This window comes from Streptomyces sp. NPDC044984 (assembly GCF_040646935.1).
Classification (GTDB): domain Bacteria; phylum Actinomycetota; class Actinomycetes; order Streptomycetales; family Streptomycetaceae; genus Streptomyces.
This window is the reverse complement of sequence record NZ_JBEZBE010000014.1, coordinates 91,029-110,257: the sequence shown is the minus strand read 5'-3', so window position 1 is coordinate 110,257 and position 19,229 is coordinate 91,029. Positions and strand designations below refer to the sequence as shown.

General features: G+C 72.3%; 23 protein-coding genes. 12 read left to right on the top strand and 11 right to left on the bottom strand.

From position 1 onward, the window contains the following. Nucleotides 1–8: 8 nt before the first annotated feature. A complete protein-coding gene (locus tag AB0A94_RS17500; RefSeq protein ID WP_361745176.1) occupies nt 9–977 on the bottom strand; it encodes a diacylglycerol kinase family protein in 969 nt (322 codons plus the stop codon). Nucleotides 978–1,092: 115 nt separating this feature from the next. Between AB0A94_RS17500 and AB0A94_RS17495 the strand changes: the two genes are divergently transcribed. Continuing rightward, nucleotides 1,093–1,536, top strand: coding sequence for a hypothetical protein (locus AB0A94_RS17495; RefSeq protein WP_361745174.1), 444 nt, complete (start codon nt 1,093–1,095; stop codon nt 1,534–1,536). Nucleotides 1,537–1,557: 21 nt separating this feature from the next. On the opposite strand, the gene AB0A94_RS17490 is transcribed toward AB0A94_RS17495, so the two are convergent. From AB0A94_RS17490 to AB0A94_RS17480, 3 genes are all read right to left on the bottom strand, one after another. Next, nucleotides 1,558–2,694 (bottom strand): RNA polymerase sigma factor SigF, encoded by a 1,137-nt coding sequence (locus AB0A94_RS17490; RefSeq protein ID WP_361745172.1) that lies wholly within the window; start codon nt 2,692–2,694, stop codon nt 1,558–1,560. Between the two features lie 17 nt (nt 2,695–2,711). After that, on the bottom strand, nt 2,712–3,125 hold the full coding sequence (locus AB0A94_RS17485) for an anti-sigma regulatory factor (RefSeq protein WP_004925829.1): 414 nt from the start codon (nt 3,123–3,125) through the stop codon (nt 2,712–2,714). 258 nt (nt 3,126–3,383) lie between these two features. After that, nucleotides 3,384–3,644, bottom strand: coding sequence for a UBP-type zinc finger domain-containing protein (locus tag AB0A94_RS17480; protein ID WP_217129570.1), 261 nt, complete (start codon nt 3,642–3,644; stop codon nt 3,384–3,386). 60 nt (nt 3,645–3,704) lie between these two features. On the opposite strand from AB0A94_RS17480, the gene AB0A94_RS17475 reads away from it, so the two are divergent. Next, nucleotides 3,705–5,297, top strand: a complete 1,593-nt coding sequence (locus AB0A94_RS17475) for a Na+/H+ antiporter (RefSeq protein ID WP_361745170.1) — start codon at nt 3,705–3,707, stop codon at nt 5,295–5,297. A gap of 4 nt (nt 5,298–5,301) precedes the next feature. Here the strand turns inward: AB0A94_RS17475 and AB0A94_RS17470 are convergent, their stop codons facing one another. The 3 genes from AB0A94_RS17470 to AB0A94_RS17460 form a co-directional block, all read right to left on the bottom strand. Continuing rightward, a complete protein-coding gene (locus AB0A94_RS17470; protein ID WP_361745168.1) occupies nt 5,302–6,222 on the bottom strand; it encodes a pyridoxal-phosphate dependent enzyme in 921 nt (306 codons plus the stop codon). Next, nucleotides 6,219–6,644, bottom strand: a complete 426-nt coding sequence (locus tag AB0A94_RS17465) for a DUF6010 family protein (protein WP_361745166.1) — start codon at nt 6,642–6,644, stop codon at nt 6,219–6,221. Before AB0A94_RS17465 ends, AB0A94_RS17470 begins: the two co-directional genes overlap by 4 nt. Before the next feature lie 133 nt (nt 6,645–6,777). Further along, nucleotides 6,778–7,368, bottom strand: coding sequence for an N-acetylmuramoyl-L-alanine amidase (locus tag AB0A94_RS17460; RefSeq protein ID WP_361745165.1), 591 nt, complete (start codon nt 7,366–7,368; stop codon nt 6,778–6,780). A gap of 294 nt (nt 7,369–7,662) precedes the next feature. Here AB0A94_RS17460 and AB0A94_RS17455 point away from each other — a divergent pair, with 294 nt between their 5' ends. From AB0A94_RS17455 to AB0A94_RS17415, 9 genes are all read left to right on the top strand, one after another. Then, nucleotides 7,663–9,069, top strand: coding sequence for a family 2B encapsulin nanocompartment shell protein (locus tag AB0A94_RS17455; protein ID WP_361745163.1), 1,407 nt, complete (start codon nt 7,663–7,665; stop codon nt 9,067–9,069). 133 nt (nt 9,070–9,202) lie between these two features. Beyond that, nucleotides 9,203–10,315 (top strand): family 2 encapsulin nanocompartment cargo protein polyprenyl transferase, encoded by a 1,113-nt coding sequence (locus AB0A94_RS17450; protein WP_361745161.1) that lies wholly within the window; start codon nt 9,203–9,205, stop codon nt 10,313–10,315. Between the two features lie 193 nt (nt 10,316–10,508). Further along, a complete protein-coding gene (locus tag AB0A94_RS17445; RefSeq protein WP_361745159.1) occupies nt 10,509–11,123 on the top strand; it encodes a GNAT family N-acetyltransferase in 615 nt (204 codons plus the stop codon). A gap of 247 nt (nt 11,124–11,370) precedes the next feature. Then, complete coding sequence (locus AB0A94_RS17440) at nt 11,371–11,907, top strand: hypothetical protein (RefSeq protein ID WP_361745288.1); 537 nt, start codon at nt 11,371–11,373, stop codon at nt 11,905–11,907. A 124-nt stretch (nt 11,908–12,031) separates the two neighbouring features. Next, nucleotides 12,032–13,741 (top strand): cytochrome c oxidase subunit I, encoded by a 1,710-nt coding sequence (ctaD, locus tag AB0A94_RS17435; RefSeq protein ID WP_361745157.1) that lies wholly within the window; start codon nt 12,032–12,034, stop codon nt 13,739–13,741. 3 nt (nt 13,742–13,744) lie between these two features. Then, a complete protein-coding gene (locus AB0A94_RS17430; RefSeq protein WP_361745155.1) occupies nt 13,745–14,269 on the top strand; it encodes a hypothetical protein in 525 nt (174 codons plus the stop codon). 146 nt (nt 14,270–14,415) lie between these two features. Continuing rightward, the gene (locus AB0A94_RS17425; RefSeq protein WP_361745153.1) at nt 14,416–15,000 is read left to right on the top strand and encodes a dihydrofolate reductase family protein; all 585 of its coding nucleotides are present in this window, start codon (nt 14,416–14,418) and stop codon (nt 14,998–15,000) included. 26 nt (nt 15,001–15,026) lie between these two features. Next, nucleotides 15,027–15,260 carry a hypothetical protein gene (locus AB0A94_RS17420; protein ID WP_361745151.1) on the top strand — a complete coding sequence of 78 codons (234 nt, stop codon included), beginning with the start codon at nt 15,027–15,029 and terminating at the stop codon, nt 15,258–15,260. 9 nt (nt 15,261–15,269) lie between these two features. Continuing rightward, a complete protein-coding gene (locus AB0A94_RS17415; protein ID WP_361745149.1) occupies nt 15,270–15,512 on the top strand; it encodes a hypothetical protein in 243 nt (80 codons plus the stop codon). Here AB0A94_RS17415 and AB0A94_RS17410 read toward each other — a convergent pair. Genes AB0A94_RS17410 through AB0A94_RS17395 form a run of 4 tightly spaced genes read right to left on the bottom strand, consistent with a single transcriptional unit; the run spans nt 15,509 to nt 18,462 of the window. Next, nucleotides 15,509–16,252, bottom strand: coding sequence for a VOC family protein (locus tag AB0A94_RS17410; RefSeq protein ID WP_361745147.1), 744 nt, complete (start codon nt 16,250–16,252; stop codon nt 15,509–15,511). The two genes, AB0A94_RS17415 and AB0A94_RS17410, sit on opposite strands and share 4 nt — an antisense overlap. Further along, entirely contained in the window at nt 16,249–16,677 is a 429-nt protein-coding gene (locus AB0A94_RS17405) for a VOC family protein (protein ID WP_361745145.1), read from the bottom strand. Before AB0A94_RS17405 ends, AB0A94_RS17410 begins: the two co-directional genes overlap by 4 nt. Before the next feature lie 9 nt (nt 16,678–16,686). Next, nucleotides 16,687–17,109 (bottom strand): helix-turn-helix transcriptional regulator, encoded by a 423-nt coding sequence (locus tag AB0A94_RS17400; protein WP_361745143.1) that lies wholly within the window; start codon nt 17,107–17,109, stop codon nt 16,687–16,689. A gap of 57 nt (nt 17,110–17,166) precedes the next feature. After that, a complete protein-coding gene (locus AB0A94_RS17395; protein ID WP_361745141.1) occupies nt 17,167–18,462 on the bottom strand; it encodes a hypothetical protein in 1,296 nt (431 codons plus the stop codon). Nucleotides 18,463–18,658: 196 nt separating this feature from the next. Between AB0A94_RS17395 and AB0A94_RS17390 the strand changes: the two genes are divergently transcribed. Next, a complete protein-coding gene (locus tag AB0A94_RS17390; protein WP_361745139.1) occupies nt 18,659–19,222 on the top strand; it encodes a hypothetical protein in 564 nt (187 codons plus the stop codon). The last annotated feature ends 7 nt before the right edge of the window (nt 19,223–19,229 follow it).

Sequence of the window (19,229 nt, the reverse complement as noted above, 5' to 3'; positions counted from 1 at the left end):
CTTTCTGCTCACACAATCACACGCAGTGCACGGCGTACGCCTGTGAACGTCACGCTGGTTCGCAGCCCCAGGTGGTCACCGTCCATCTGGAGGGGCAACGGCACCTTCGAATGCAAGGTGAAGCGCGTCAGATCGTGCCGGGAGACCGCATGCCTGCCGCGGGGTCCGCGCTCCGGGGACGAAGTGAGCAACTGGGTGCCATACCGGGCAACCGCGGCGGTGGAAAGCCGGCTCAGGCCGAAGAGATCGAGGCCCGTATCGAACGAGGCCTTAGGTGACGCGTAGATCGGGCGATTGCCGAGAAACGTCCACGGCGAGGTGTTCGAGACTATGGAGAGCACCAGATCGGTGACCGGCTCCTCGCCCGGATGCTCCAGGGTGATCACCCCGCGCCGCCGGTGCGGCTCGCCGAGCAGCTGACGGACCACCTGGCGCATGTACAGCGCGTGGGTCGACTTCCTGCCGCGCTCCCGCTGCTGCTCCACCCGGCCGACCACGCCGGCGTCAAAGCCCAGCCCCGCGTTGAAGGTGAACCAGCGGGCCGGTACGGCCTCGTCTTCCGAGCCCGGCGTGCCCGAGGTCAGCCCCAGGCCGACGGTGCGCTCGCGGCCCTCGCGCAGCGCGTCCAGCAGGACGCCGGTGGCCTCCACGGGCTGGTTGGGCAGGCCCAGGGCGCGGGCGAAGACATTGGTGGAGCCGCCGGGGACCACGGCGAGACCGGGCAGGTGCTCCGGGTCGGGCCCCGCGTGCAGCAGACCGTTGACGACCTCGTTGACCGTGCCGTCCCCGCCGAGGGCCACCACCAGGTCGATGTCGTCGCTCTCCGCGGCCTGCCGGCCCAGGTCGCGGGCGTGTCCGCGGTACTCGGTGGTGACCGCCTCCAGCTTCATCTCGCTGGCGAGCGCGTGGATCAGCACATCGCGCGTGCGCGCACTGGTGGTGGTTGCCGCCGGGTTGACCACGAGAAGTGCACGCATGACGTGCAGGGTACCTACTGAGGGGTACCGGGCCCAGACCGAGGCGGGGGCGGAGAGGGAGACGGGGCGTGAACCTCGACACGGGGGCGCGCACGGCGAGGGCTACCCTTCAGGGGTGAGCAGTGAGCAGACCCCCACCACCGCCCCGGACGCCACCGGCCCCCGCCCGCGCCGTCTGACGTACGCCGCGGCACTGGCCGCCCTGGAGGGGCTCGCGCTGGTGGCCGGCGGCGTGTGGATGTCGGTCCTCGCCCTCACCGGCGAACCGGACGACCGCCGGCAGGCCGTCACCGGCGGGGTGACGCTGATCGTGCTCGCGCTGCTCCCGCTGCTCGCCGCGCGGGGACTGTTCGCCCGGCGGAGCTGGAGCCGCGGCCCCGCCGTGATCACACAGATCGTCGCGCTGCCGGTGGCCTACAACCTGCTGCGTTCCGACAGCGTGGCCATCCCCGCCGGAATCCTGCTCTCCGTCGTGGCCGTCACCGCGCTCGTCCTGCTGCTCAACCCCGAGACGACCCGGGCCCTCGGCATCCGGGGACCCGGGAACGCCGGGAAGTAGCGCCCCGGCGGCCGCGCCGGGTCACTCCTCCACGAGCAGCTTCTCCCGCAGCTGGGCCAGGGTGCGGGCCAGCAGCCGGGAGACGTGCATCTGCGAGATGCCGACCTCCTGCGCGATCTGCGACTGGGTCATGTTGCCGAAGAAGCGCAGCAGCAGGATCCGCTTCTCGCGCGGCGGCAGGTCCTCCAGCAGCGGCTTGAGCGACTCCCGGTACTCCACGCCCTCCAGCGCCTCGTCCTCGGCGCCGAGGGTGTCGGCGACCGCCGGGGACTCGTCGTCGGTGTCGGGGACGTCCAGGGACAGCGTGGAGTACGCGTTCGCGGACTCCAGGCCCTCCAGGACCTCCTCCTCGGAGATGGCCAGCTTCTCGGCCAGCTCGTGCACCGTGGGGGAGCGGCCGTGCAGCTGGGACAGCTCCGCCGTGGCCGTGGTGAGCGACAGCCGCAGCTCCTGCAGCCGGCGCGGCACCCGCACCGCCCAGCCCTTGTCGCGGAAGTGCCGCTTGATCTCGCCGACGACCGTCGGGGTCGCGTACGTCGAGAACTCCACCCCCCGGTCGGGGTCGAAGCGGTCGACCGACTTGATCAGCCCGATGGTGGCGACCTGCGTCAGGTCGTCCAGCGGCTCCCCGCGGTTGCGGAAGCGGCGCGCGAGGTGCTCGACGAGCGGCAGGTGCATGCGCACCAGGCGGTTGCGCAGCTCCGCGTACTCGGGAGTGCCGTCCTGCAGCGTGCGCAGCTCGAGGAACATGGCGCGCGCCCCGCTGCGGTCCTGCGGGTCGTGGTGCGCGTACCCGCCCTGGGTGCCCGAAGCACCGGGGGTGCTCCGCGCGCCCCGGGTGGCGGGCGCCCGCGGCGCCTCGTCCTCGGCGTGTCGCTCGTGCTCGCTCATCGTCCCGCCCGTCGCCCTTCCCCGAGCGCTCGCCTCGTCCCCCGCCGGGTTGGCCCTGGCGGGGGCGCCCCCTCGACCCGGAGCGACCCCGGCCGACCCGGCCGCGGGCGTGCTCCGCCCGGCACCCCCGGACTGCCCGCCGCCCGGGGTGACGGCCTCCGTGGAGTCGTCCTCCGGGTGCGGCCGGGCCTGCTCGGGGATGCCGTCGATGCCGTCCGGCACGCGCTCGGCCGGCAGCTCCCGTGTGCCGCGTTCTTCGTCCCGCACCGGCCCGTCCTCGCTCCTCACGCCGGCCCGGGTCCCGCGCCGCGCTGTTTGTAGAGGCTGATCGACACGGTCTTGTCCTCGTCCACGGCGGAGGAGACCTTGCCCGCGAGCGCGGACAGCACGGTCCAGGCGAAGGTGTCCCGCGAAGGGGCGTGACCGTCCGTGGTCGGCGCCGAGACGGTCACCTCGAGCGAGTCGTCGACGAGCCGGAAGACACAGCTGAGCACCGAACCCGGCACGGCCTGCTGGAGCAGGATCGCGCAAGCCTCGTCGACCGCGATGCGCAGGTCCTCGATCTCGTCGAGGGTGAAGTCCAAACGGGCCGCGAGGCCGGCCGTGGCCGTACGCAGCACCGACAGGTAGGCCCCCGCGGCCGGCAGCCGGACTTCCACGAAGTCCTGGGTCGCGGGCTCGCCTGCGATCTGGGACACCCTCACCTCCAAGGTGGTACAAGCGTTTCAGGGCCTGGTTCGCCCCCGGGTAACGCGCTACGTGGTTCAGCGGTGACGCTATCGCGCTCTCGACGGTCCTGTCCCCGGGACCCCGACCCGCATGCTGTCACTCATAGTAAAACTATGAATACGCTCCGTGGCTAGGGGTCTGCGGCTCCCAAATGGGAAGAGCGCGCGCCGCATTGACGTACCCAGACGTCAGACGGTCGAACCGTCCGGCACCGGGGTCACGCCGGGTCACACGAGTACGTGGTCGACGAAGCACCAGCGCCAGTCCTCGCCGGGCTCGTGGGTCCGCATCACGGGGTGGCCGGTCTCGTTGTGGTGCTCAGTGGCGTGCCGGTTCGGCGAGGAGTCGCAGCACCCGACGTGACCGCAGGTGAGGCAGAGGCGCAGCTGCACCGGATCGGTGCCGTCCCGCAGGCACTCCGGACACGTCTCACCGAGCGGGACGGGTTCCGGGTGCGGCAGCGCGTCGGCGTGCGTGCACTGTTTCATGATTGCCAGATTACGACGCCCGCGCGGAGAGCCGCGCGGAAAAACGAGGGTGGGCCGGACATGGACGTGATGCCGCTGCTGTTGCTGGTGGCGGGCAGTGCCGCGATCGCCGCGGCCGCCCGCCGCACCCCGGTGCCGCCGCCGCTGCTGCTGGTCGCCGCCGGGCTGGTGGTCAGCTACCTCCCCGGGGTGCCCGCGTACACGCTCGACCCGCACATCGTCCTGCCGCTCGTCCTGCCCCCGTTGCTGCACACGGCGGCCACCGAGAGCTCCTACCTCGACCTGCGGGCGCAACTGCGGCCGGTGGCGCTGCTGTCGGTGGGGTACGTGCTGTTCGCGACGTTCGCCGTCGGCTGGGTCCTGTACCTGATCGTGCCGGGCCTGCCGCTGACCGCGGCGCTGGTGTTCGGCGCCGTGGTGGCCCCGCCGGACGCGGTCGCGGCGACGGCGGTGGCGCGCAGGGTGGGGCTGCCCTCCCGGATCACCACCATCCTCCAGGGCGAGTCCCTGCTGAACGACGCCACCGCGATCACCGCGTTCCGGGTGGCCGTGGCGGCCGCGGTCGGCGAGGGCGCGACCTGGGCCGGGGGGATCGGCGAGTTCCTGCTCGCGGCGGTCGGCGGACTGGTGGTCGGCCTGGTGCTGATGGCACCGCTGCACTGGCTGCGCACCCGTGTGAAGGAGGCGCTGCTGCAGAACACGCTCTCCCTGCTGATCCCGTTCGTCGCGTACGCCGCCGCCGAGCAGGTGCACGCCTCCGGCGTCATCGCCGTGGTGGTCGTCGCCCTCTACCTGGGGCACCGCGCGTGGGAGGTCGACTTCGCCACCCGCCTCCAGGAGGACGCGGTGTGGAAGATGGTCGCGTTCGTCCTGGAGTCCGCGGTGTTCGCGCTGATCGGACTGCAACTCCCCGTCGTCCTGAGAGGACTCGGCGAGTACGAGGGCGCCGACGCCGCCTGGTACGCGGTCGCCGTCTTCGCGGTGGTCGTCGTCATGCGGTTCGTCTGGGTGTACCCGGCCACCTGGCTGCCGCCGCTGCTGTCGGCGAAGATCAGGGAACGCGAGGGGAGACCCGGCTGGAAGGCGCCGTTCGTCATCGCGTGGGCCGGAATGCGCGGCGTGGTCTCGCTGGCCATCGCCTTCTCGATCCCGGTCACCGCCGAGGGCGAGGACTTCCCGCAGCGCAACCTGCTGCTCTTCCTGACCTTCACCACCGTCATCGGCACCCTGGTCGTGCAGGGCCTGACACTGCCCCCGCTGATCCGGGCGCTCAAGCTCCCCGGACGCGACGCGCGGGCCGAGACCCTGGCCGAGGCCAACGCCCAGGCGCAGGCCTCCCGGGTCGCCGAGCAGCGTCTGGACGAGCTCCTGGCCGACGGGCGCAACACCCTGCCCGCACCGCTCGCCGAACGCCTGCGCACCGTCCTGGAACGCCGCCGCAACGCCGTCTGGGAACGGCTCGGGCAGGTCAACCCGGTCACCGGGGAGTCGGTGGACGACACCTACCGGCGGCTGTCACGGGAGATGATCAGCGCGGAACGCGAGGTGTTCGTCCGGCTGCGCGACGGCCGTCACATCGACGACGAGATGCTGCGCACGCTGCTGCGCCGGCTGGACCTGGAGGAGGCGGCGGCGTTCCGGGAGACGACCTGACCGCTCACGGGAAGGGCCGGCCGGTGATCACCGCGGCGACCGTGCTCCCGCGCGGGAACGCGTCTTCCTCCGCGAGGGCGACAAGGGCGTAAAGCAACTTGGCGACATAGAGACGTTCGACCGGGATGCCGTGGCGGTGCTCGAAGTCCTCGGCGAACGCGTCGAGTTCCGGGGGGATGCGGGCGTAGCCGCCGAAGTGGAAGCGGTCGTCGAGGCTCCAGTCGCCGCGCGGGCCGCCGAACGCCTCGCCCTGCAGGGCCCGTATGTCATCGGCCAGGAAGCCGCCCCTGAGCACGGGTATGCCCAGCGCGCGCGTTCCGCCGCCGAGCCCGGCGGCCAGTCCGGCCAGCGTGCCGCCGGTGCCGCAGGCCACCGCCGCCACGTCCGCCCGGCCGGCCAGCTCCTCCCCGAGCGCCCGGCAGCCGCGCACGGCGGCGGGGTTGCTGCCGCCCTCGGGCACGACGTACGCGTCCTCGGCGCCCGCCGCGCGCAGCACGGCCGCCAGGGTCTCCGGCTCGGTCTTGCGGCGGTACGTCGACCGGTCGACGAAGTGCAGCCGCATCCCGTCGGCCGCGCACCGGGCCAGCGAGGGATTGAGCGGGCGGCCGGCGAGTTCCTGCCCGCGCACCACGCCGACGGTGCGCAGGCCGAGCAGCCGGCCGGCGGCGGCCGTGGCCCGCAGGTGGTTGGAGTACGCGCCCCCGAAGGTGAGCACGGTCCGCCCGGCCGCCTCGGCGAGGTTCGGCGCGAGCTTGCGCCACTTGTTGCCGACCAGTTCGGGGTGGATCAGATCGTCCCGCTTCAGCAGCAGCCGCACCCCGTGCCGCTCGAACCGCCCGTCCGCGGCCTCCCGCAGCGGGGAGGGCAGCCGTGGACGCAGGCCCGCGGGGGCGTCGCGGGGGACGGGGGTGTCGGAGCCGGTCACGGGACCATTGTCGCCCGCGGCTCCTCGCGGCCGCGGTCGCGGTCGCGGAGCACGTCGATCAGGGAGGGGCCGCCCCACAGGCACCACAGCGCGATCACCGGGTCGCAGATCGCGCAGCCCAGGGAGGACGTGTGGGCGAACGGGATGATGGGGTTGCCCTTGACGTGGTGGACGATGTCCCACGCGGTGTGCAGCAGCCAGCCGACGCCGATGAACGTCCAGGACTCCAGGCCGCGGAACGCGACCCAGGTGACCAGCGCCGTGAAGGCGAACTCCCAGCCGCCCAGGTCGCCGCCGCTGAGGTAGGCGGCGCCCGCACCGGCGACCATGAGGGCGTTCAGGCGCCGCCGGTGCGGTTCGCGGACGAGGGACATCAGCAGGGCGTAGAGGACACCGATGCCGACCGGGGCGACGTACTGCATGGCGAGGCCTTCTCCTGGGACCGTCAGGGACGGTTCACCACGCTAGGAGCGGACCGCCGCGGGCCCCAGGGGAGCGGGCGACAGCTTCCGACGGGTTGTCGCCAGGCGGGCCGCGCGCCGTCGCGCCCGCGCGTCACTTCAGCCGGTCGCCGATCCGCTTCCGCATCGAGCCCATCGTGAACCCGCGCGGGTCCACCTTCCCCGGCTGCCACTCCTTGTGCCCGATCACCGACCGCTCGTTCCAGCCGTGATGACGGCACACGGCGGCCGCGGCCCTCTCGACGGCCTCCAGCTGGGCCGCCGGCCAGGGGTCCTCGCCGTCGCCCAGGTTCTCGCACTCGAATCCGTAGAAGTGCCGGTTGCCGTCGGTGTTCGCCTCGTTGTCCTTCGGCAGCGCCCGCTCCGCGATCACCGCCCGGAGCACCTCGTCGTCGCCGAGCCCCGCGTGGTTGGCCCTGCCGTAGCCGACGAGGTGGACCCGGCCGTCCTTGGTGATGACGCCGTGGCACAGGGGTCCGGGCAGGCCCTCGTAGCCCTTGCGGCAGATGTCGACCGTGCGGGCGCTGCCCTTGGTCACGGTGTGGTGGATCATCACGCCGTGGACCGGGCCCCACGGGCCCTTGTGGTCGCGGTTGTGGTCGCGCCAGTCGCCGACCTCGACGACCGTGAGTCCTTCCGCCTTCAGCGCGCGCAGGAACGCGCTCGCGGACATGGGTGGGGCCATGACCGCCCTCCTTCGTGCCGGGCGGCGGCCACCCTTCGCGACCGCTCGCTACCGGGCCTATACCGAAAAGGAGCGCGTTCAACTACTGGTTCGTCCCCTGTGCGAGCCGATCCGGACAATTTCCTTCCGGTACGGCCCCATCGGACGGGTGCCCCATGTGTGCCCAGCCCTCCCAAGATCCAATCCCGCTCGATCGGGTAATGGTGTGCGCACGCTCCGTGAGGAAGGCTTGATCGCGCAATGCCGCGCCCGGCACGACCGGGTGCGGGATCACCATTGGGGAGGGCATTCTCTATGTCGGTAGGCGAAGAGGTCCGTTCGGAGCAGGCCGGGCAGCAGCAGAGCCTCGGCACGGCGGCCGCGCGGAACCTGGCCACCACGACCAAGTCCGTGCCGCAGATGCAGGAGATCAGCTCGCGCTGGCTGCTGCGCATGCTGCCCTGGGTCGATGTGCAGGGCGGTACGTACCGTGTCAACCGGCGGCTGACGTACGCCGTGGGTGACGGCCGGCTGACGTTCGTGAAGACCGGCGACCGCGTCGAGGTCATCCCCGCGGAGCTGGGCGAGATTCCGGTGCTGCGGTCGTACGAGGACGAGGAGGTGCTGGCCGAGCTGGCCGCCCGCTGCCGGCAGCGGGAGATCGGGGCCGGTCAGGTCATCGCCTCCTTCGGCAGCCCGGCCGACGAGGTGTACCTGCTGGCGCACGGCAGGGTGGAGCGGGTCGGCACCGGGCCCTACGGCGAGGACGAGTCCCTCGGAGTCCTCGCCGACGGCGCCTACTTCGGCGAACAGGCGCTGCTGGGCGAGGACGCCATCTGGGAGTACACCGCCCGCACCCTCACCGCCTGCACCGTGCTCGTGCTGCCGCGCGAGGCCGTCGAACAGGTCGCCGAGCGGTCGGACACCCTGCGCGAACACCTCCGCCGGCGACTCACGGTCCCGGGGCAGCGCACCAACAAATACGGCGAGAAGGAGATCGACCTCGCGGCCGGTCACAGCGGAGAGCCGGACATCCCGCACACCTTCGTCGACTACGAGGCCAGGCCGCGCGAGTACGAACTCAGTGTCGCCCAGACCGTGCTGCGCATCCATACCCGCGTGGCCGACCTCTACAACCAGCCCATGAACCAGACGGAGCAGCAGATCCGGCTGACCGTCGAGGCACTGAAGGAGCGCCAGGAGCACGAACTCGTCAACAACCGCGACTTCGGTCTGCTCCACAACTGCGAGTACGACCAGCGGATCCAGCCCCACGACGGCGTGCCGAGCCCCGACGACATGGACGAGCTGCTCAGCAGGCGGCGCGGGACCAGGCTGCTCCTCGCCCACCCGCGCGCGATCGCCGCGTTCGGCCGTGAGCTCAACAGGCGGGGACTGGTCCCGGAGACCATCGACATGGGCGGCAACCGCATCCCCACCTGGCGGGGGGTGCCGATCTTCCCGTGCAACAAGATCCCGGTGACCGAGGCCCGGACGACCTCCGTCATCGCCCTGCGTACCGGTGAGGAGGACCAGGGCGTCATCGGACTGCGGGCCGCCGGCATCCCCGACGAGATCGAGCCGAGTCTGTCCGTGCGGTTCATGGGCATCAACGAACAGGCCATCATCAAGTACCTGGTCACGACCTACTACTCGGCCGCGGTCCTGGTACCGGACGCGCTCGGCGTCCTGGAGAACGTCGAGATCGGCCGTTGGCGATGACCTGCCGCCGGCTCCCGTCCCGCACACCGTGTCCCCGCCCGCCCGGGCGGGTACACCTCGGAGGTATGCGCTCGACGGGTGCGGAGGCGCCATCCTTCCGCTCCTTCACCGAGTCGGTCCCAGGGGGGAGTCGATGACGGAGTCCATCACGGAGCCGAAGACGGGGCGTGCGACGGAGAGCACGGCCACGGTGCCGGCCGTGCCGGAGCAGCGGCCCGGTGACGGGCACGAGGCGACGGTGCTGCTGGAGCGGGCGCGGGCCGCGGTCGACCCGGTGCTGCGGGCCGCCGTCGGCTCGCTGCCCGGCCCGATGCGCCGCATCGCGCTCCACCACTTCGGCTGGGACCAGACGGACGGCACCCCGGCCGGGGGCGGTTCGGGCAAGGCGATCCGCCCCGCCCTGGTGCTCGCCGCGGCCTCCGCCCTGGGCGGGCCCGTGGCCCGGGCGGCCGCCGTACGGGCGGCGGCCGCCGTGGAACTGGTCCACAACTTCACGCTGCTGCACGACGACGTGATGGACCGGGACACCACCCGCCGCCACCGGCCCACCGCCTGGACCGTGTTCGGGGACGCCGGCGCGATCCTCGCCGGGGACGCCCTCCAGGCGCTCGCCCTGCGGCTGCTCGCCGAGGACCCCCATCCGGCGGCCTCGGCGGCGGCGGCCCGGCTCGCGGACTGCGTGGTCGAACTGTGCGCGGGGCAGCACGCCGACACGGCCATGGAGCAGCGGGGCCCCGACGAGGTCACCCTCGCCGAGACGCTCGCCATGGCCGAGTCCAAGACCGGCGCGCTGCTCGGCTGCGCCTGCGCGATCGGGGCACTGTACGCGGACGCCGGGGACGCGGACGTGGCGGCACTGGACGGGTTCGGCCGGAAGGCGGGACTGGCCTTCCAGCTCATCGACGACGTGATCGGCATATGGGGTGATCCGCGCCGCACCGGCAAGTCGGCCGGCGCGGACCTGGCCGCCCGCAAGAAGTCGCTTCCGGTGGTCGCCGCGCTCACCTCCGGCACCCCGGAGGCCGCGGAACTCGCCGCCGTGTACGCGACCCCGCACCACGAGGAGGACGACCTGGAGGAGCTCGCACTGGCCGTGGAACGGGCGGGCGGCCGGGACTGGGCGCAGACCCAGGCGGCCGACCGGATGGCCCGGGCGATGCAGGAAGTGGCCCGCGCGGTTCCCGATCCGGAGGCGGCGGGCGGGCTGCTGTCCCTGGCCGAGTTCGTGACACGGCGCACCACCTGACGGCCCGCCGGCCGTCTCCCCGGCCCCGGAGTCACAGGGTGCCGTGCGGCTCCTGACCCCGCACGGCACCGTGGCTCCGGTCCGGCGGGTCCCGCACTTCCCCACGGTGTGCGGGGCCCGCCCTCCCCGCGACGGCCGTCCCGCTACGCTCAACGTCCGTACGTGCAACGTCGGTTGAGGTGAAGGGGCGGACATGGGCGTGGCGATCCGGACGGCTGGGGACGGGGACCGGGAGCTGGTCGTCCGGCTCCTGGACGAGGCGTTCCAGGACGACCCGGTCAGTGGCTGGGTCTTCCCCGGCGACGAGTACCGCCGTACGACGCACCACAGGCTCATGGCCGCCTTCACCGACGTCGTGCTCGCCGAGGGGCGTGTCGACCTCACCGAGGACGGCTCGGCGTGCGCCCTCTGGATGTCCGTACCGGCGGACGAGCCCGGGCACGGCGAGGAGCAGCCGGACGACGACGGTTTCGCCCGGATGCGCCAGGCCGTCGACCCGGACAACGAGCGCGTGGAGCTGATCGGCCGGCTCACCGCGGAGATCCACCCCTCGGGGCGGGCCCACGAGTACCTGTGGATGATCGGCGTGGCACCCGGTCGCCAGGGCGAGGGGCTCGGCACCGCGCTGATCGGCTCCGTCCTCGACCGCTGCGACCGGGAAGGGCTGGCGGCGTACCTGGAGGCGAGCAGCGAGCGCAGCGCCCGGTTGTACCGGCGCCTCGGCTTCGAGGCGTCCGGTGAGCCCCTGATCCTCCCGGACGGCCCGCGCATGTGGCCCATGTGGCGCGAACCCCGCACCACCGGCTGACGGACCGGCCGGGAGGGACCGATTCCCGCCCCGTACTTCCGGCCCTTGCCCCCGCCCCGTGCTCCCGGTCCGAGGCCGCGCGGCCGGCTGTCGGTGGGTCCGGGTCCTCGAATCCGGGTCCTCGGAAGGGACGTTCGGCCCTGGCGGCCGGCGTGCGTCCGGACTTCACTGGCTCGCGGGCAGCGCCCGCCGGCCGTACCGAGGGGTCCGGCGGGTGTCGGACGACGAGGCCGGCGGGGACGGGACGATGACAACGGCGGGCGACGACGGCACGACGGGCGGGCACATCGCGGTGGTGGGGCACGCCGACCTGACCCCCGCCACGCTCCTGCTGGTGGAGGACGCGTTGCGGGCCCGGCTGGCGCGGCGGCCCGCCCCGGCCGTGGCCATGGTGCGCACCGGCGCGGGAACGCCGCCGGCGTCCGGCCGGGCCGCGCGGGCGGCGGGGTGTTCGCTGGCCGTGGTGATCCCCACGCGTATCGGGGTGCCGGCCATGCCGCCCCGGCGGGACCGGATGGCGGCCGGCGAGCTGCTGACCCTCGCCGACGAGGTGCGCCTGCTGACCTACGACCCGGCGGAGCGCGACTCCTGCGTCGGCGTGGACGAACGGCTCGTCGCCGCCGGCGGCCTCCTCCTGGCCGTCCGGGACGGCTCCCCGTCCAACGGCCGCGACGCCACCGCCCACCTGGTGACCTACGCCCGCGCCCGGGGCGTCCCCGTGGAGATCGTGTGGCCCGCGGGGGCCGCCCGGGAAGCGCCGCCCGCCCTCCACGCGGAGCGCTGACGGCGGGAACAGGGACCATCGACCCCTGCCCGGAGACCCGTACAGGGACCCTTCGCCCCATGCGGACCCCTCTCCCCGCCGCCGATCATGGGCGCGCGGAACAGCCTGGGGAGGAAGACGTCCGGTGGACGAGATACGCATGGAGAAGGTCGGAGCCACGGAGGACGGACGGCCCCGTCCGGTGCCGCCGTCGTCCGGAGGGACCGCCTCGGTGGGGACGCCTGTGGTGCGCCGGGCCGCGTGGGTGGACTGGCTGACCACCACCGACCACAAGAGGATCGGCACGCTGTACCTGGTCAGCGCGTTCGTGTTCTTCGTCGTCGGCGGGGTGATGGCGCTGATGATGCGCGCCGAGCTCGCCCGGCCGGGTCTGCAGATCATGTCGAACGAGCAGTTCAACCAGGCGTTCACGATGCACGGTTCGATCATGCTGCTGATGTTCGCGATGCCGCTGTTCACGGGCTTCGCGAACTGGATCATGCCGCTGCAGATCGGCGCGCCCGACGTCGCGTTCCCGCGGCTGAACATGCTGGCCTTCTGGCTGTTCCTGTTCGGCTCCTCGATCGCCGCCGCCGGTTTCCTCACCCCGGGAGGAGCCGCCGACTTCGGCTGGTTCCTGTACGCCCCGCTGTCGAACGCGGTCTACTCACCGGGCATCGGCGCCGACCTGTGGATCATGGGCGTGGCCCTGTCCGGCTTCGGCTCGATCCTGGGCGCGGTCAACTTCATCACCACGATCATCTGCATGCGCGCTCCGGGCATGACGATGTTCCGCATGCCGATCTTCACCTGGAACGTGCTGCTGACGGCGCTGCTGGTGCTGATCGTGTTCCCGGTGCTGGCGGCGGCGCTGTTCGCGCTGGAGTGCGACCGGAAGTTCGGCAGTCACATCTTCGACTCGGCCACCGGCGGAGCGCTGCTGTGGCAGCACCTGTTCTGGTTCTTCGGCCATCCCGAGGTGTACATCCTGGCGCTGCCGTTCTTCGGCATCGTCTCCGAGGTGATCCCGGTCTTCTCCCGCAAGCCGATGTTCGGCTACATGGGACTGGTCGGCGCGACGATCGCGATCGCGGGTCTGTCGGTGACGGTGTGGGCGCACCACATGTACGTCACGGGCGGTGTGCTGCTGCCGTTCTTCGCCTTCATGACGATGCTGATCGCGGTGCCGACGGGCGTGAAGTTCTTCAACTGGATCGGCACCATGTGGAAGGGCTCGCTCAGCTTCGAGACGCCGATGCTGTGGACGCTGGGCTTCCTGACCACCTTCCTCTTCGGCGGCCTGACCGGCGTCGTCCTGGCCTCGCCCCCGCTGGACTTCCACGTCTCCGACACCTACTTCGTCGTGGCGCACTTCCACTACACCGTCTTCGGCACGGTCGTGTACGCGATGTTCGCCGGGTTCCACTTCTGGTGGCCGAAGTTCACCGGCAAGATGCTCGACGAGCGCCTCGGCAAGATCACCTTCTGGACCCTCACGGCCGGCTTCCACCTGACTTTCCTGGTCCAGCACTGGCTGGGTGTCGAGGGCATGCCGCGCCGCTACGCCGACTACCTCGCCGCCGACGGCTTCACCGCCCTGAACACCCTCTCCTCCATCGGGTCGTTCCTGCTCGGCCTGTCGATCCTGCCGTTCTTCCACAACGTCTGGAAGACGGCCAAGTACGGCGAACCGGTCGGCGTCGACGACCCCTGGGGCTACGGCCGCTCGCTGGAGTGGGCGACCTCCTGCCCGCCGCCGCGGCACAACTTCCGCACCCTGCCGAGGATCCGCAGCGAGTCCCCGGCGTTCGACCTGCACCACCCCGAGATCGCCGCGCTCGAACCGGCGAGGTGAGCCGTGCCGCAGCCCGTACTGGCCCTGGGGTGCGCGGCGGCGACGGCCGCCGGCTGCGTCTGGTACCTGCCGGCCCTCGCCGACCTGCGCGCCGGAGCCGACCGGCCGCTGTCCCGCCGTACGGCGGCGATCGCCTGCCTGACCGGCTGGGGCACGCTCGCGACGGTCGCTCCGGTGCTGCTCCTGGCCGCCGCGTGGTGGGTGCCGGCCGTCGTGGCGGCCGCGGGCGGCACGGCCGCGGCCGTTCTGTGGACCGGCACCGCCGTGCGGCGCGCCGGTGAGCGGCGGGAGGCGGCCCGGCAGTGGGCGCGGTTGCCGTACGAGCCGCCGCCCACCGCCCGTCACCCCCGCGGGACGGTCGCCGCGCTGGTCGTCGCCGGCCCGGTCGCGGCAGTGACGGCGGTCGTCGCCCCCGTCGTGGTCGTCACGGTTCCCGCGCTGGTCGTGGGCCTGCTCCTCATGATCGCCGTACGGCACACCCGCATGGTCCGCCGTACGGCGGCGAGCCGCGGCCGCCCCCCGGGATAGCGGGCGGTCGCCCGGGCGCGGCGCCGACACATACGGAATCCCTCTCCTCACTTGCCCCGGGTTCCGCTTATTCCCTTGCACCACTACAACTGAAGTACTACAAATGGAGTTGTTCGAAAGAGGGCAGTCCACGGAAAGAGGCCGCTTTGCGCAAGCTCACGTACTACATCGCCTGCTCCATCGACGGCTTCATCGGGGACCCGGAGGGTGACGCGTCGGCGATGTACGCCTTCGTCGACGAGGAGTTCCTCGGCTTCCTCGTGGCGGAGTACCCGGAGACCATCTCGACCCCCGGCCGCCGGCAGATGAACATCGACGACCTGCCGAACAAGCGGTTCGACACGATCGTCCAGGGCCGGGGCAGCTACGACATCGCCCTGAAGGAGGGCATCACCAGCCCCTACGCCCACCTGCGCGAATACGTCGCCTCCCGCACGCTGGGGGAGTCGCCCGACCCCAACGTCGAGATCATCGCGGACGACCTGGTCGGCCGGGTGCGCGCGCTGAAGGCGGAGGACGGCGAGCTCGGCATCTACCTGTGCGGCGGGGCCGAGCTCGCCGGCGCACTGGTCGACGAGATCGACGAGCTGGTCATCAAGACGTACCCCATCGTGCAGGGCTCCGGCATGCCGATGTTCGGCTCCGGCTTCGCGATCACGCAGTTCGCGCTGGAGTCGGTGCGCTCGTTCGGCAACGGCGTGCTGGTGCGGACGTACAGCAGGAAGCGCTGAACCCGCTCCGGGCCTACCCTGGGGGCATGGACAGCGAACGACCCGTCTGTCCCGCCTGCGGGCAGCCGGTGGAGACGGTGGTCCGGCGCCACAAGACGCTGGGCGCGTGGGTCCCGGTGTGGGTGCGCGGCCCGTGCCGCAACCCGAGATGCGAGGAATCCCACGAGGCCGGGGAGACCGGACGAGCCGAACGCCCCGGTGACACCGAGGCGGGACCGGTACGGAAGGACACCGTGCGCCAGGCTCACACCCGGCGCTAGCGTTGCGGCATGGGCGCGGTGTGGCGGTGGGGCGTGGGCATCTGGACGGTCGTCGTGATCGTCGGGGGCGGACTGACCCTGTGGTTGCGGGACACGGCCGAACCGCCGCCCCCGGCAGGCTGGGAGAGGACGGGGACCGACCCGGCCCCCGGCCTCCCGGAGGGCTGGGAGACGAGGTGCCCCGTCCCCGAGCCGCCGCCCGGCGTCGAGGACGGCGCGGTGGTCACCGCCTGCCTCCTCACCACCGACTAGTCCGGCCGGCGGGCGAGTCCGCCCGTCTCCGGGTCCCGGCCGGTCAGACAGTACGTACCGCCCGCCGGATCCCGCATCACCGTCCAGTGGCCGAACACGGCCACGCACACGGCGCCGAGCTCCTCGTGCCGCACCCGGGTCGCACCGATGTCGGCGCAGGCGAGGTCCAGATGTGCGGCAGCCGGCCGTTCCTCCTCCAGCCGCTGGAGCAGGATGCGTACGGGCAGCCCGGCCGGCGGCCTGATCACATGGAACTCGGGGCGTGAACCGGGCACCGCGTCCCAGCCGGGCAACAGCCCGCTCCAGAAGGCGACGTCCGCGTCGTAGCCGGACGGCGGGAGATCGAGGCACACCTGGTCCAGACGGCTGCCGTGGACTACGGGCGGCCGTACCGACTCCCCGCGCCAGGGCACCGCGCAGAACAACTGCCCCGCGGGCGACCGCAGTACGGCCCACCCCTCGTGCTCGCCGACCGCCTCCGCGCCCAGCCGCAGCGCGTCCGCGACGAACCCGGGCAGGTCGTCCACGGAGAAGTCGAGATGAGCGCCGCCCCGGCCCGAGACGACCCTCTGCATCCCCACGCAGGCGTCGGCACCGTCCGCCGACAGGGTCACGAACTCCCCGCTGTCGCCGCTCGGTTCGGACAGCCGGGTCCCGGTGACGGCCGTCCAGAACCCACCGGCCCGGCCGGCCCCGGACGCGGGCCGGTCGATGAAGGCGTACGTCCAGCGGACGCTCACCGCCGGGGCCGTTCCATGAAGCGCAGCATGTTCCCCGCCGGGTCGCGGAACGCGCAGTCACGCACCCCGTACGGCTGGTCCACCGGCTCCTGGAGCACGTCCACACCGGCGGCGCGGACGCGCTCGAAGAGGGCGTCGCAGTCGGTGGTGGTGAAGTTGACCCCGCGCAGCATGCCCTTGGCCAGCAGCTCGGCCATCGCCTGCCTGTCACCGGGGGAGGCGTCCGGGTTCGCGGCGGGCGGCTCCAGCACGATCTCCACGTCCGGCTGCTCCGGCGAGGCGACCGTCACCCAGCGCATCCCCTCGAACCCCACGTCGTTGCGGACCTCGAGCCCCAGCACGTCACGGTAGAAGGCCAGCGCCTTGTCGTGGTCGTCGACGGCGATGAAGCACTGGGCGAGCCGTACATCGTTTCCTGTGTCCATGTGCCCACGCTAAGAGGTTTCGCTCGGATCGACCCGCGCCCGGCCCCGGACCGGCCGGGTGTACATCCGCGCCACGCACGGCGGGATGACCGCGCTCTCCTCGTGCGACCGGGCCCGGTACGCGCTCGGCGTCTCCCCGACCAGCTCGGTGAACCGCGCGCTGAACGACCCGAGCGAGGTGCAGCCGACCGCCAGGCACACCTCCGTCACCGTGAGGTCGCCCCGCCGCAGCAACGCCTTGGCACGCTCGATGCGCCGGGTCATGAGGTAGGAGTACGGCGTCTGCCCGTACGCCGCGCGGAAGCTGCGCTGGAAGTGCCCGGGTGACATCAGCGCGGTCCGCGCCAGCTCCGTGACGTCGAGCGGCTCGGCGTACTCCCGGTCCATCCGGTCCCGGGCCCGCCGCAGCCGCACCAGATCCTCCAGCTCCATCCGCCCAGCATCCCACGCCCCGCGACGGTGCGCGGAGCGCCGTCACGGAAAGGCGGATCAGGGCGGAGCCGGCAGCGCTGCCGCCTGGGACAACAGAGGAGGCATCTCCCGCTCGACCAGGGGTTTGAGCAGGTTGAGCGCCGCGCCGCGTGGGGGCGCGAGAGGGCTCGGGACCCTCCGGGGAGGAACGGCACCGCTCTCGACGACGCCGCGGAGAACGGCGGCCACCTCCGCGTCGTCGGCTTCGGCCAGGACGGCCGCAAGACGCAGAGCATCCGTCCGGGGCCCCGTGGGCCGGCGCTCGGCCAGGCGCCGGATGCGTGTACCCGAGGCGCTGTGCCGGGTCGCCGCCGCGAGGGCTGCGAGGGTGAACCGTACGGCTTCGTCCTCGCCGTCCCAGCGGTCCAGAAGGTGCGGCGCCGCGGCTTCGACCGCACGGCGGGCGGCGAGTTCGTCCACCGTCTCCTCCAGCGGAAGGCCCAGGGCGACCCTGCGGTCGGCTCCGGAAGCAGCCAGGCGCTGCCCGATGGTGGCCGCCTCGAACAGGAACGTGGTGAGGACGGCTCGATGCGCGGGGTGGATGCCCTCGTGGCGTGCGAGACCGGCCAGCAGGGGAATCTCCTCGGCGGTGTGCGGGTAGCAGGTGCCCTGGTGCATGACCGAGTCGGCCAGTTCGAAGACGACTTCGCGATCGCCGGAGAAGCCGTCGGCCTCGGCGGTGAGCCACCAGGCGGTTCCGTCGGGCAGCTCCCCCTGCTGGGCTTCCTGGTCACGGGCGACTTGCCGCACGCACTCGAGCACGGGCGGAAAGGGACGTCCGGCGGTGGCGCACCGAAGCGGCGTGGCCGGATCCGGTTCTTCCACCGGTGGCGGGAAGCCCGAGATCACGTCGCGCCGCATGCGGTGGGCGTGCTTCTGGTCGAGTTCGTGGACCAGCCCCCGGCGGTCGAATCCGGACAGCATGGTCTTCCGGTTGGCCTGGGATCCGCCGTTCCGGAAACCGCCGTGCGCCCTGCCGACGGCTTCGACAGCCGCCCTCTCGCAGTCGTGCTGGTGGAACTCCGAGGCCCGGTCGGGAGCTTCCTCGTCCACCAGGCTGTCGACGCTCCACCAGCCCTCCAGTTCGGGCCGGGAGAACTCGGGCTTGCCGAACAGGAGGTTCCCGGGGTCCAGATGCGGAAGGTACACCGGGCGCACGGTCACCCACCGGTGTCCACGTCGCGTCAGTGCCGAGGCCACCGAGCGGGCGTCCGCTTCACTCGGAGCGGCGACGGAGTGGTGGACCACCGTCTCGGAGGCCGGCCAGGAGGCCGGCTCGTCGACGCCATGACGTGACGTGAGTTCGTTCGGCATACGGCGAAGCATAGGAAGCAGGTCGGACAACGGGCCGCCCAGCGCCCCCTGCGTCCGCTCACGAAGCACCTTGAGCCCGACACGGCGAGCGTCCTCCCCGAGGGGTACGCCGCCCGGTACGGCGTCCTTCGCGCGGGGTAGTGGTTCGGCCCGTAGGGGTGATCCCCGGCTGTGCCCGCTTCACGAGGATGAGGCCATGAAGCTGGAGATCCTGCACACGCCCCCGCCCGTCAGCGACACCGAGCGACCCGTTCCCCGCTGGGCCGTGGGCCTGGCCTACGCGCTTCCGCTGCTCCTGCTGCCGTCGTGCCTGTGGCGGCTGCCCTTCGCCCTGCACTTCGAGATGGGGCAGGTGCAGGATCTCGACATGCCGCCCTACTGGGTGAGCATCCCGTACGTCCTCGGGCTCAGCGTGTTATCGGAAGTGATCGCGATCCTGACCATCGGGCTGGTCCGGGGCTGGGGAGAGGTGGCACCCACCTGGATCCCGGTCATCGGCGGCAGACGCGTCCGGCCGATGGCGGCCGCCGTCCCCGCCGTCCTCGGCGGCCTGATCCTCACCCTGCTGTTCACCAATGTCCCGATCGGCGACGGTCGCAAGCTCACCCTGTACGGCATCGCCGACAACGCCGGATACACCAACGACGCCTGGCAGGCGCTCGCGACGGTGTGCCTCACCCCCGTCGCCGCATGGGGACCCGTCACCATCGCTCTCGGGATCGCCTACTACCGCCGCCGAACCGCGCCGTCGCAGGGGTAGCGGTCCG

What these genes read in the sequence shown, in the direction of transcription:
- AB0A94_RS17500 (WP_361745176.1), bottom strand. Translation starts at nt 977, where the DNA reads ATGCGTGCACTTCTCGTGGTCAACCCGGCGGCAACCACCACCAGTGCG.
- AB0A94_RS17480 (WP_217129570.1), bottom strand. Translation starts at nt 3,644, where the DNA reads ATGAAACAGTGCACGCACGCCGACGCGCTGCCGCACCCGGAACCCGTC.
- AB0A94_RS17475 (WP_361745170.1), top strand. Translation starts at nt 3,705, where the DNA reads ATGGACGTGATGCCGCTGCTGTTGCTGGTGGCGGGCAGTGCCGCGATC.
- AB0A94_RS17465 (WP_361745166.1), bottom strand. Translation starts at nt 6,644, where the DNA reads ATGCAGTACGTCGCCCCGGTCGGCATCGGTGTCCTCTACGCCCTGCTG.
- AB0A94_RS17460 (WP_361745165.1), bottom strand. Translation starts at nt 7,368, where the DNA reads ATGGCCCCACCCATGTCCGCGAGCGCGTTCCTGCGCGCGCTGAAGGCG.
- AB0A94_RS17455 (WP_361745163.1), top strand. Translation starts at nt 7,663, where the DNA reads ATGTCGGTAGGCGAAGAGGTCCGTTCGGAGCAGGCCGGGCAGCAGCAG.
- AB0A94_RS17450 (WP_361745161.1), top strand. Translation starts at nt 9,203, where the DNA reads ATGACGGAGTCCATCACGGAGCCGAAGACGGGGCGTGCGACGGAGAGC.
- AB0A94_RS17445 (WP_361745159.1), top strand. Translation starts at nt 10,509, where the DNA reads ATGGGCGTGGCGATCCGGACGGCTGGGGACGGGGACCGGGAGCTGGTC.
- AB0A94_RS17440 (WP_361745288.1), top strand. Translation starts at nt 11,371, where the DNA reads ATGACAACGGCGGGCGACGACGGCACGACGGGCGGGCACATCGCGGTG.
- AB0A94_RS17420 (WP_361745151.1), top strand. Translation starts at nt 15,027, where the DNA reads ATGGACAGCGAACGACCCGTCTGTCCCGCCTGCGGGCAGCCGGTGGAG.
- AB0A94_RS17415 (WP_361745149.1), top strand. Translation starts at nt 15,270, where the DNA reads ATGGGCGCGGTGTGGCGGTGGGGCGTGGGCATCTGGACGGTCGTCGTG.
- AB0A94_RS17405 (WP_361745145.1), bottom strand. Translation starts at nt 16,677, where the DNA reads ATGGACACAGGAAACGATGTACGGCTCGCCCAGTGCTTCATCGCCGTC.
- AB0A94_RS17400 (WP_361745143.1), bottom strand. Translation starts at nt 17,109, where the DNA reads ATGGAGCTGGAGGATCTGGTGCGGCTGCGGCGGGCCCGGGACCGGATG.
- AB0A94_RS17395 (WP_361745141.1), bottom strand. Translation starts at nt 18,462, where the DNA reads ATGCCGAACGAACTCACGTCACGTCATGGCGTCGACGAGCCGGCCTCC.
- AB0A94_RS17390 (WP_361745139.1), top strand. Translation starts at nt 18,659, where the DNA reads ATGAAGCTGGAGATCCTGCACACGCCCCCGCCCGTCAGCGACACCGAG.